This is a genomic window from Streptomyces sp. NPDC058955, from assembly GCF_042741435.1.
In the GTDB taxonomy this organism is placed as follows: domain Bacteria; phylum Actinomycetota; class Actinomycetes; order Streptomycetales; family Streptomycetaceae; genus Streptomyces.
On record NZ_JBHYKM010000112.1, the window covers coordinates 1,589 to 12,205 of the forward strand.

A 10,617-nucleotide genomic window follows, 5' to 3' on the forward strand; every position below is an offset into this window, starting at 1 on the left:
TCGCCGGGGGGGGGGTTCGGGGCCGGGCGGGTCCCCCGGGGGGGGGGGGCGCCGGCCGTTCGGGTCCGGGCGGGTGTCAGGCGGCCGTCACGCGGACGTTCGCGTTCACCCAGTCGACGATCGACGCGGTCGTGGCGCCCGGCGTGAAGATCTCCGCGACGCCCTTCTCCTTCAGCGGCGGGATGTCCGCGTCGGGGATGATGCCGCCGCCGAAGACCTTGATGTCCTCGGCGTCGCGCTCCTTGAGGAGCTCGATGACCTTGACGAAGAGCGTGTTGTGCGCGCCCGAGAGGATCGAGAGGCCGATCGCGTCGGCGTCCTCCTGGATCGCGGTGTCGACGATCTGCTCGGGCGTCTGGTGCAGCCCGGTGTAGATCACCTCCATGCCGGCGTCGCGCAGGGCGCGCGCGATGACCTTGGCCCCGCGATCGTGGCCGTCGAGACCCGGCTTGGCGACGACCACGCGGATCGGACCGGTCACACCCATCACTGCCTCCACATGCGACCCCCGCGCAACTGTGCCGGGGAGGTGAACGAACGTTATCGACAGCATCCCGCAACGGGCCGTTTCGCGGTGCCCGGCGAGGGGGAAATCACACGTGGGACACGTTCGTTCCGCGGCCCGCCCCGCTCCGGCCCTCCTCCTGGGCCACTCCAGCCGCCCGCGGGGCCGGTCGCGAAAGGAGCCGCGACGCCGTCGCCGGGGCTCCGTGCCGTCGTCCGTACGGCACGGGGGTCCGGCGCTCCGGTGTACCGCCCGGCCCCATGCCGCACGGGAGGTCGGCGATGGAGCTCGCCAAGGTCACCGCCCTGCTGAGGGCGACCACCCTCGAAGCCGCCGTCCTCACCGGCCGGCTCGTCCTCTATCCGTCGGGGCTCGTCTCCGGGCGGCCCGACCCGGGCGCGCCGGCCGACGGCCCGGCCGTGGCCGCCGCGGACGGCGGCGGGCGTCCGGTCGTGCTGCTGCACGGCTTCGTCGACAACCGCTCCGTCTTCCTGCTGCTGCGCCGCGCGCTCGCCCGACACGGCCGCACCCGGGTCGAGTGCCTCGACTACTCCCCGTTCACCGGCGATCTGCGGACCGCCGCGGAGGAGCTGGGGCGGCGGGTCGACGCGATCCGGGACCGCACCGGCCGGGCCGAGGTGGACCTGGTGGGGCACAGCCTGGGCGGGCTGATCGCCCGTTATTACGTACAGCGGCTGGGCGGTGACGCACGGGTGCGGACGCTGGTCACGCTCGGCACCCCGCACGCGGGCACGACGGTCGGGACGCCGCTCGCCGACGCGCACCCGCTGGTGCGGCAGATGCGGCCGGGGTCGGAGGTGCTGCGGGAGCTGGCCGCCCCGGCGCCGGGCTGCCGGACGCGGTTCGTGAGCTTCTGGAGCGACCTGGACCGGATCATGGTGCCGGTGGAGACGGCCCGTCTCGACCACCCGGACCTGGTGGTCCACAACGTGCGGGTGAGCGGGATCGGCCATCTCGCGCTGCCGGTGCATCCGACGGTGGCCGCCGGGATCCTGGAGGCCCTGGATGCCGGTGGGGCGGAGGAGGCGGCGGACGAGGGGGCCGCCTCGGTGGCCTGACGCCCCCGTGCGGGGCGACACCCCCGACACCGTTCTTCGAACGTTCCTCGAACACAAGGCCAAAGCTCTGTGCGTGAGCTGGCGAAACACGGCCGATTGCCCGTTTCCTGCGCCCGCCGACCCTTCCGAAGATTGTCGGTCCCGCATACCGCCGGGTACAGTCGCGCCACTGCTTCCCCCCGGGACACCCCCTGTCGGGCCCGCCCCGGACTGGTTCTGCTGCCGAGGCGAGAGAGACGTTGGTGAACGACCAGCACCCCCACGCCGGGTACGCCGGAGACGGCGCCCACTCCACCGGCAGCTTCGCGACCGACCCGCTCTTCGGCTCCTGGTCCGACACCGGGCAGGCCGGCCACAGCGGGCAGTGGGACCTCGGCCAGTACGCCGCCACCGGCGCGTACGACATGACGGGCCAGTGGGACACCACCGGCCAGTGGACCACCACCACCGCCACCGTCACGGACCCCTACGCGACGGCGACGCCGTACAGGCAGCACGAGCAGTACGACACCACCGGCCAGTGGGACGCCTCCGCCTGGACCGCGGCCCAGCACACCGGCCAGTACGAGACCCTCCACTCCGGCGGCTACGCGGCGCAGGGCGCCTACGGGCACGAGGCGTACGACACCACCGGCCAGTGGGCCGCCCCCGCCTTCGCGACCGACACCGGCGCCTACGACGCCACCGCCTGGAACCAGGCCGCCGACCTGGCCGAGCCGGTCGTCCCCCAGCAGTACGTCCCGGGGACCGAACGCGTCGACCACACCGCCGAGTTCGAGTTCGCCTACGAGCCCGTGCCCGAGCCCGAGACGGCGTACGAACCCGAGGCGACGCCGTACGAGCCCGAGGCGGCCTACGAGACCGAGGCCGCGTACGCACCCGAGGCGGGCTACGAGGCCGAGACGTACGAGACCGAGACCTACGAGCCGGTCGCCTACGACGCGTCCGAGGACGAGGTCCCCGCGCCCGCCGCCGAGGTCCGCACCGACGCCGCCACCGCCGCCCGTCCCGTACGCCGCTCCGCCGGCGGGAGCCGCGCCCGCCGCCGTACCCCCGCCAAGCGCTCCGCCCTGCTGACCGTCGCCGTCCCCTCCGCCTGCGTCATGGGCGTCGCCGGCATCGCCGCCGCCTCCGTCAGCGGCCTCACCGGCGCCGACACCGAGGGCCCGCAGCAGAAGAACACCACCGCGCTCGCCGCCGCCGACCCGGCCGCCGTGAAGCAGGTCCCCGCCAACACCGCCCTGGACACCCAGCTCAGCGCCCTCGACGCCGACGTCCGCGACTTCGGCGACCGCGCCAGCCGCACCCAGGAGCGCATCGACCTCAAGGCCCGCCAGGCCGCCGAGAAGAAGAAGCGCGAGGAGGAGGCCGCCCGCAAGGAGGCCATGCGGCCCAAGTTCATGCTGCCGGTGAAGCTGCACCAGCTCAGCGCCCGCTTCGGCCAGTCCGGCGTCAACTGGATGTCCGTGCACACCGGCATCGACTTCCCCGTGCAGTACGGCACCCCCGTCATGGCCGCGACCGACGGCACCGTCCGCACCCAGTGGAACCCCGCCTACGGCAACATGGCGATCGTGACCGCCGCCGACGGCACCGAGACCTGGTACTGCCACCTCAGCAGCACCAAGATCCGCTGGGGCCAGGTCAAGGCCGGCGACGTCATCGCCTACTCCGGCAACTCCGGGAACTCCACCGGCCCCCACCTCCACTTCGAGGTGCGCCCCGGCGGCGGCTCCGCGATCGACCCGCTGTCCTGGCTCCGCAGCCACGGCCTCGACCCGACGAGCTGACACCCCGCGCACGCGGAAGGGGCCCGGTCCGATGGACCAGGCCCCTTCCCGTACCGCTACAGCTTCTCGACCGGCGCGTACCGCAGCAGCAGCCGCTTCGGCTTCTCGTCGCCGAAGTCGATCGTCGCCTGCGCGTCCGAGCCCCCGCCCGTCACCGCGAGGACGGTGCCGAGGCCGAACTGGTCGTGGGTCACCCGGTCGCCGACCGTCAGCGCGACCACCGGCTTCTCCGAGCCCGCGCGGCGCGTCGCGAAACCGGACGGGCCGGAGCGGGCGCGCGACGAGGAGAGCGAGGACGTCAGCGAGGAGGCGATCCCCGACGTCGGACCCGCCGGCTTCGCCACCGGCCCCGTCCGCTTCCACTCCAGGTACGCGGGCGGGATCTCCTCCAGGAAGCGGGAGGCCGGGTTGTACGAGGGCTGGCCCCAGGCGCTGCGCATCGACGAGCGGGTCAGGTACAGCCGCTCGCGGGCGCGGGTGATGCCCACGTACGCCAGGCGCCGCTCCTCCTCCAGCTCCTTGGTCTGGCCGAGGGCCCGCATGTGCGGGAAGACGCCGTCCTCCATGCCGGTGAGGAAGACCACCGGGAACTCCAGGCCCTTCGCGGTGTGCAGGGTCATCAGCGTGATGACGCCCGACCCCTCCTCGTCCTCGTCCGGGATCTGGTCGGAGTCGGCGACCAGCGCCACCTTCTCCAGGAACTCGGCGAGCGTGCCCGCGCCTTCCTCTTCGCCGCGCTCCTGCTCGAACTCCAGGGCCACGGCGGCGAGTTCCTGCAGGTTCTCGATCCGGGTCTCGTCCTGCGGGTCGGTGGAGGCCTGGAGCTCGGCCAGATAGCCGGTCCGCTCCAGGACCGCCTCCAGGACGACGGCGGGGCCCGCGCCGGACTCGGCGATGGTGCGCAGCTCGTCCATGAGCGCGTTGAACCGCTTCACGGCGTTGGCCGAGCGGGCGGCCATGCCGTACGCCTCGTCGACCCGCTTGAGGGCCTGCGGGAAGGTGATCTTCTCCCGCAGGGAGAGGGCGTCGATCATCGCCTCGGCGCGCTCGCCGATGCCGCGCTTGGGCACGTTGAGGATCCGGCGCAGCGGCACGTTGTCCTCGGGGTTGGCGAGGACGCGCAGGTAGGCGAGGACGTCCCGGACCTCCTTGCGCTCGTAGAAGCGCACGCCGCCGACGACCTTGTAGGGCAGGCCGACGCGGATGAAGATCTCCTCGAAGACCCGGGACTGGGCGTTGGTCCGGTAGAAGACCGCCACGTCGCCGGCCTTCGCCTCGCCCTTGTCCGTCAGCCGGTCGATCTCGTCGGCGACGAACTGGGCCTCGTCGTGCTCGGTGTCCGCGACGTAGCCGGTGATCTGCGCGCCCGCGCCCGCGTTGGTCCACAGGTTCTTGGGGCGGCGCGACTCGTTGCGCTCGATGACCGCGTTGGCCGCGGAGAGGATCGTCTGGGTGGAGCGGTAGTTCTGCTCCAGCAGGATCGTCGTCGCGTCCGGGTAGTCCTCCTCGAACTGGAGGATGTTGCGGATGGTGGCGCCGCGGAAGGCGTAGATCGACTGGTCGGCGTCGCCGACGACGCACAGCTCGGCCGGGCCGAGGTCCTCGTAGCCGGTGCCGACCAGCTCGCGGACGAGGGTGTACTGGGCGTGGTTGGTGTCCTGGTACTCGTCGACGAGGACGTGCCGGAAGCGGCGGCGGTAGTGCTCGGCGACGTCCGGGAACGCCTGGAGCAGGTGGACCGTCGTCATGATGATGTCGTCGAAGTCCAGCGCGTTCGCCTCGCGCAGGCGCGCCTGGTACATCCGGTACGCCTCGGCGAGGGTCTTCTCGAAGCCGTCGGCGGCCTGGTCGGCGAAGGACTCCTCGTCGATCAGCTCGTTCTTCAGGTTGGAGATCTTGGCGCTGAAGGACTTCGGCGGGAACTTCTTCGGGTCGAGGTCCAGGTCGCGGCAGACCAGCGCCATCAGGCGCTTGGAGTCGGCGGCGTCGTAGATCGAGAAGGACGAGGTGAAGCCGAGCCGCTTCGACTCGCGGCGCAGGATGCGGACGCAGGCGCTGTGGAAGGTCATCACCCACATCGCGGCGGCCCGCGGGCCGACCAGCTGCTCGACGCGCTCCTTCATCTCGCCGGCGGCCTTGTTGGTGAAGGTGATCGCCAGTATCTGGCCGGGGTGCACGTGCCGCGTGCCCAGGAGGTGGGCGATGCGGTGGGTGAGGACCCGGGTCTTGCCGGAGCCGGCGCCGGCCACGATGAGCAGCGGGGAGCCGGTGTGGACGACGGCGGCGCGCTGCTGCTCGTTCAGCCCCTCCAGCAGGGCGGCCGGGTCCACGGCGGGGCGGTGGGCGCCGTCGCGGTAGTACGGGTCACGGGGCGGGGGCGCGTCGAAGTGCTCCCCGAACAGGTCGTGCGGGACCTCCTCCGGGGCCGGGGCGCCGTGCTCGTCGTCCTCGGGCGGGGGCGGGACGTCCTCCGGGGAGTGGGACTGGAGGCCGGCCAGGAAGCTGTCGTCAAAGAGGCTGCTCATCGCCTCCCGAGTCTAGGACGCCGCGCCGACAACCGGGTCCGCCTTCGGCGTGCTCCCGGTGTGAGGGCGCACACCGGGGGCGCGCCGGGAGCCGGGCGGGAGCGCGCCGGGAGCCCACCGGGGGCACGCCGGGAGCCCGGCTCCGGGGGCCGGGGCCGGGCCCGGGAGCCGTCCGGGGCTCAGACCCAGAGGGTCGCGATGAAGATGTTCGCCGTGGTCAGACCGCCGACGGCGGCGAAGAGGCCCTTGTCCGCGGTCTCCTCGTCACGCTTGACGTAGACGATCCCGAGGATCACCACGAGGATCAGCAGCTTGATGCCGACCTTGAGGTTGTTCACCGTCTGGTCGTCGGCCTGGTTGAGGCCGACGAGCGCGACGCCGGTGACCAGCATGGTCAGCGCGCCGTGCAGCATGGCCGGGGTGAAGCGGGCCGTGCCGGCCCCGATCGCCTTCATCTGGGTGAGGAATCCGCCCAGCAGGGAGGCGATGCCGATGATGTGGAGCGCGACGAAGACATTGATGAGGACGTCCATGGGGCGGAGCCTAACCGGGCCCCTAGCACCGCTCCCCGGCCGGGTCCACCCACTCCCCCGCTTCGGTCGCCGGCCCCATGGAAACCATCGCCGACCGCCCCGGCGCACGAAAGGGAACGGTCCCTGGAGATCATCCGGCGCCAATAGCGGTCATCCCGCCGCCGGGGCGTGACCCCCGGGTCTAGCGTCCTGCCCCAGGTGGTCGGCTCCCCACCCCGCCGGATCACCCGGCGGTGCCGGCCGCCCCCGCCGGAGAACCCCGGCGGCGGCCCGTCTCCCCTGTGCGGTCCGCCGCCGGCCCCGGCCGGCACCGTCCCCCACAGGGAGAGGATGTGACCCGCCCTCGTGGCAGCTCACCGAAAACCCCGGCCGTCCTCGCTCGGCCGCCCCGCGGCCCGCACGGCCGCCACGCTCGCCCTGGCCTCGGCCGCCACCGCCACCCTCTTCGAGGGATCGGGACACGCCGACCCGGCCCGCCCCGACCGCACCCCCGCCCAGGTCAGGGCCGAGGTCGACCGGCTCTACCAGGAGGCCGAGGCCGCCACCGAGCGGTACAACGGCGCGAAGGAACAGGCCGACGCGGCCCGCACCTCCTTCGACGAGCTCCGCGACGAGGCCGCCCGCCGCACCGAGCGGCTCAACACCGCCCGCCGCAGCCTCGGGGCCGTCGCCGCCGCCCAGTACCGCTCCGGCGGACTCGACCCGGCCGTCCAGCTCGCCCTCACCTCGGACCCCGACCAGTACCTGGAGCGGGCCGCCCTCGCCGAGAAGGCCGGCGACCGGCAGGCCGCCGCCATCACCGCCGTACGCCGGGAGCTGTCCGCCCTCGCCCAGCTGCGCGCCGAATCCGCCGGCCGGCTCACCGCGCTGCGCGGCCACGAGGCCGAGCTGCGCCGCCAGAAGGCCACTGTCCTCGGCAAGCTCACCGCCGCGCGGGAACTCCTCGCCCGGCTCACCGCCGAGGAGCGGGCCCGGTACGAGGCGGCCGTCGCCGCCCGCACGACCGCGCCGGCCACGACGACCGCCACGGCCCGCCCCGGTACCACCGGCGCCTCTGTCACCGGCGCCGCCGCCACCGGCTCCACGGCCCGCGCGGACCGCGGCTCCGGCGACCGGGCCCCGGTGGCCGCCCCCACCGGCCGCGCCTCCGCCGCCATCTCCTTCGCCCACGCCCAGCTCGGCAAACCCTACGTCTGGGGCGCCACTGGTCCCTCGGCGTACGACTGCTCGGGCCTCACCCAGGCCGCCTGGCGCGCCGCCGGGGTCTCCCTGCCGCGCACCACGTACACCCAGATCAACGCCGGGCGGCGGGTCTCCCGCTCCGAGCTGGCCCCGGGCGACCTGGTCTTCTTCTACTCCGGGATCAGCCACGTGGGCCTCTACATCGGCGGCGGCCAGATGATCCACGCGCCCCGGCCGGGCGCCCCGATCCGGATCGCGCCGATCGACGAGATGCCCTTCGCGGGCGCCACCCGCGTCGCCTGACCCCCGCCGGACCCGGGGTCCCTCAGACCAGCCGGCGCGCGGCGGCCCAGCGGGTCAGCTCGTGCCGGTTGGAGAGCTGGAGCTTGCGGAGCACCGCGGAGACGTGCGACTCGACGGTCTTCACCGAGATGTAGAGCTGCTTGGCGACCTCCTTGTACGCGTAGCCCCGGGCGATCAGCCGCAGCACCTCGCGCTCCCGCTGGGTCAGCCGGTCCAGGTCCTCGTCCACCGGGGGCGCGTCGGTGGAGGCGAAGGCGTCCAGGACGAAGCCGGCCAGGCGCGGGGAGAAGACGGCGTCGCCCTCCTGGACCCGGAAGATCGAGTCCACCAGGTCGTCACCGGTGATCGTCTTGGTGACGTAGCCACGGGCGCCTCCCCGGATCACCCCGATCACGTCCTCCGCCGCGTCCGAGACGGAGAGCGCGAGGAAGCGGACCGGGTCCTCGGCGGCCGCCATCACCCCGGCGCAGCGGCGCAGCACCTCGACCCCGCCGCCGCCGGGCAGGTGCACGTCGAGGAGGACGACCTCCGGCCTGGTCGCGGTGATCACGGTGACCGCCTGGTCGACGTCGGCGGCCTCGCCGACGACCTCGACCCCGGTGATGTCGGTCCGGCCGATCTCGGCCTGCACCCCGGTGCGGAACATGCGGTGGTCGTCGACGAGGACGACCCGCACCCGGCGGCCGGCCCCGCCCGCCGTGCCCGGCCCCGTCGCCCCGTCGGCCCCGGTCGTCGCCCCGGTCTCGTCGCTCATCCGTCCGCCCTCTCCATCTCCAGCTCGACCTCGGTGCCCCCGCCCGGCACGGCCCGCAGCCGGGCCGTGCCGCCGTTGCGCTGCATCCGGCCGATGATCGATTCTCGTACGCCCATTCTGTCCTCGGGGACCTCGTCCAGGTCGAACCCGGGGCCGCGGTCGCGCACCGACACGAAGACCGTGCGCCCCTCCACCTCCGCGTACACCTGGACCGCCCCGCCCTCGCCACCGTACTTCGCGGCGTTGACCATCGCCTCGCGCGCGGCCTGCATCTGCGCGGTCAGCTTCTCGTCGAGGGGGCAGTCGCCGACGACCACGACCTCCAGCGGCACCCCGTGCTTGTCCTCGACCTCGGCGGCGGCCCGCTTCACCGCCTCGGCGAGGGTCGCCGGCTCCTCGTCCTTGCCGGTGCCCTCCGGCTTGTACAGCCAGTTCCGCAGCTCCCGCTCCTGGGCGCGGGCGAGCCTGCGGACCTCGCCGGCGTCGTCGGCGTTGCGCTGGATCAGGGTGAGGGTGTGCAGCACGGAGTCGTGGACGTGGGCGGCGACCTCGGCCCGCTCCTGGGCGCGGATGCGCAGGGTCCGCTCGGCGGTGAGGTCCTGCGACATCCGTATCAGCCAGGGGCCGGCGAGCAGCGCTATGCCGGTGAGGACGGCGACGGCGGCGGTCAGCGCGGTGCCGATCTGGGCGACGGAGCCGCGCACGACCACGAAGACGGCGAGGCCGGTGCCGACCAGGGCCACGCCGACCAGCCCCCGCACGAGATGGAAGCCGCGCCCGTGCGTGACCGCCCGCCCGGTCCAGGTGTCGCGGCGGGCGTTGTCGGCCTGCCGCCACACCAGGACGACGCCGACGCCGATGAGCATCGCCGGCCACACGTACCGGCCGGTCTCGCCGTCGATCCTCAGGTTCGTGATGAAGACGGACGCGCCGATCGCGAGGGCGACGAGGGCGACGATCTGGCCGCGGTCGGGTTTGCGGAGCCGGCGTCTGCCGTCCTCGGTGCGCTCGAAGACGGAGAGGGGCTCGCCCCGGCCGCCGACGCCGAGCGGGACGACGATCCAGAAGACCGCGTAGAGCAGCAGTCCGAGGCCCTCGGTGAACACGAGCACCGCGAAGACGGCGCGGACCCAGGCGACGGGCAGGCCGAGGTGTCCGGCGAGGCCGCGGGCGACACCGCCGAGCCACCGCCCGTCGGCGCTGCGGTAGAGCCTGCGCACGGGCGGTTCGTCGAGGTCGGTGACGCGAGCGGTTGCGGACATGCACCGATCGTCACACGTCCGGCCCTCCCGGGACATCAGGGTCGGCCCTGAGATCGCCCCCTGGTTCGCCTCGGGGTCGGCACCGGCGTGGCGCGGCGCCGAATATCAGGGTCGTGCCAGGGTCGTTCCCGGTGCCGTCCGGGGGTCACGGGCGGTCACCATGGACGCATGACGAGTTCGACGCCTTCGCGGCCCACGCAGCACGAGGCCCCACCGGTGGCCGGGGACGCCCCCGCGGCCCCGCCGCGCCGTTCGCGGACGAGCCGAGTGGTCGGCGGCGTCTGCGGCGGTCTCGGCCGGCACTTCGACATGGATCCGGTGATCTTCCGGATCGTGTTGGCGGTGCTGGCGGTGACGGGCGGCATCGGGCTGCTCTTCTACGGCTTCGCGTGGCTGCTGATCCCGCTCGTGGGCGAGGACGAGAGCGAGGGCAGACGGCTCCTGACCGGCCGGGTGTCCGGGGCCGCGCTCGCGGCGGTCCTGATGGCGCTGGTGGGCTGCGGGATCTTCCTGTCGATGCTGCGCACCAGCTCGATGGTGGGCTTCGCGGTGCTGCTGTCGCTGGTGACGGCCGGTGCCGCGTACTGGTCGCGGGGGGGGGGGGCCGCCGCCCCGCCGCGCGCGGCGCGGGGGGGGGGGGGGGCGCGGGGTCGGGCCCGCGCCGCGCCCCGCGGGGCCGCCCGC

9 protein-coding genes are annotated in these 10,617 nt (G+C 73.8%); 4 read left to right on the top strand and 5 right to left on the bottom strand.

Going from position 1 to position 10,617, the window contains the following annotated elements; genetic code table 11:
* Nucleotides 1-76: 76 nt before the first annotated feature.
* Nucleotides 77-487 carry a cobalamin B12-binding domain-containing protein gene (locus ACFW1I_RS30995; RefSeq protein WP_030494332.1) on the bottom strand — a complete coding sequence of 137 codons (411 nt, stop codon included), beginning with the start codon at nt 485-487 and terminating at the stop codon, nt 77-79.
* Between the two features lie 299 nt (nt 488-786).
* Here ACFW1I_RS30995 and ACFW1I_RS31000 point away from each other — a divergent pair, with 299 nt between their 5' ends.
* Nucleotides 787-1,584, top strand: a complete 798-nt coding sequence (locus ACFW1I_RS31000) for an esterase/lipase family protein (RefSeq protein ID WP_384676142.1) — start codon at nt 787-789, stop codon at nt 1,582-1,584.
* Between the two features lie 242 nt (nt 1,585-1,826).
* Nucleotides 1,827-3,374 carry a M23 family metallopeptidase gene (locus ACFW1I_RS31005; protein WP_384676144.1) on the top strand — a complete coding sequence of 516 codons (1,548 nt, stop codon included), beginning with the start codon at nt 1,827-1,829 and terminating at the stop codon, nt 3,372-3,374.
* A 56-nt stretch (nt 3,375-3,430) separates the two neighbouring features.
* Here the strand turns inward: ACFW1I_RS31005 and pcrA are convergent, their stop codons facing one another.
* Together pcrA and ACFW1I_RS31015 are read right to left on the bottom strand one after the other, a co-directional pair.
* A complete protein-coding gene (gene pcrA, locus ACFW1I_RS31010) occupies nt 3,431-5,899 on the bottom strand; it encodes a DNA helicase PcrA (protein WP_384676146.1) in 2,469 nt (822 codons plus the stop codon).
* Between the two features lie 179 nt (nt 5,900-6,078).
* On the bottom strand, nt 6,079-6,432 hold the full coding sequence (locus ACFW1I_RS31015; protein ID WP_031012231.1) for a hypothetical protein: 354 nt from the start codon (nt 6,430-6,432) through the stop codon (nt 6,079-6,081).
* A gap of 345 nt (nt 6,433-6,777) precedes the next feature.
* On the opposite strand from ACFW1I_RS31015, the gene ACFW1I_RS31020 reads away from it, so the two are divergent.
* Nucleotides 6,778-7,917, top strand: a complete 1,140-nt coding sequence (locus ACFW1I_RS31020; protein WP_384676148.1) for an NlpC/P60 family protein — start codon at nt 6,778-6,780, stop codon at nt 7,915-7,917.
* Between the two features lie 22 nt (nt 7,918-7,939).
* Here the strand turns inward: ACFW1I_RS31020 and ACFW1I_RS31025 are convergent, their stop codons facing one another.
* Nucleotides 7,940-8,671, bottom strand: a complete 732-nt coding sequence (locus ACFW1I_RS31025; RefSeq protein ID WP_384676150.1) for a LuxR C-terminal-related transcriptional regulator — start codon at nt 8,669-8,671, stop codon at nt 7,940-7,942.
* Complete coding sequence (locus ACFW1I_RS31030) at nt 8,668-9,933, bottom strand: PspC domain-containing protein (protein ID WP_384676152.1); 1,266 nt, start codon at nt 9,931-9,933, stop codon at nt 8,668-8,670. Before ACFW1I_RS31030 ends, ACFW1I_RS31025 begins: the two co-directional genes overlap by 4 nt.
* Nucleotides 9,934-10,101: 168 nt before the next feature.
* Here ACFW1I_RS31030 and ACFW1I_RS31035 point away from each other — a divergent pair.
* A partial coding sequence (locus tag ACFW1I_RS31035; RefSeq protein ID WP_384676154.1) for a PspC domain-containing protein occupies nt 10,102-10,617 on the top strand: 516 nt, incomplete at its 3' end.

Excerpts from the sequence above, each read along its gene's own strand:
- ACFW1I_RS30995 (WP_030494332.1), bottom strand. The coding sequence starts at position 487 with ATGGGTGTGACCGGTCCGATCCGCGTGGTCGTCGCCAAGCCGGGTCTC.
- ACFW1I_RS31000 (WP_384676142.1), top strand. The coding sequence starts at position 787 with ATGGAGCTCGCCAAGGTCACCGCCCTGCTGAGGGCGACCACCCTCGAA.
- pcrA (WP_384676146.1), bottom strand. The coding sequence starts at position 5,899 with ATGAGCAGCCTCTTTGACGACAGCTTCCTGGCCGGCCTCCAGTCCCAC.
- ACFW1I_RS31015 (WP_031012231.1), bottom strand. The coding sequence starts at position 6,432 with ATGGACGTCCTCATCAATGTCTTCGTCGCGCTCCACATCATCGGCATC.
- ACFW1I_RS31025 (WP_384676150.1), bottom strand. The coding sequence starts at position 8,671 with ATGAGCGACGAGACCGGGGCGACGACCGGGGCCGACGGGGCGACGGGG.
- ACFW1I_RS31030 (WP_384676152.1), bottom strand. The coding sequence starts at position 9,933 with ATGTCCGCAACCGCTCGCGTCACCGACCTCGACGAACCGCCCGTGCGC.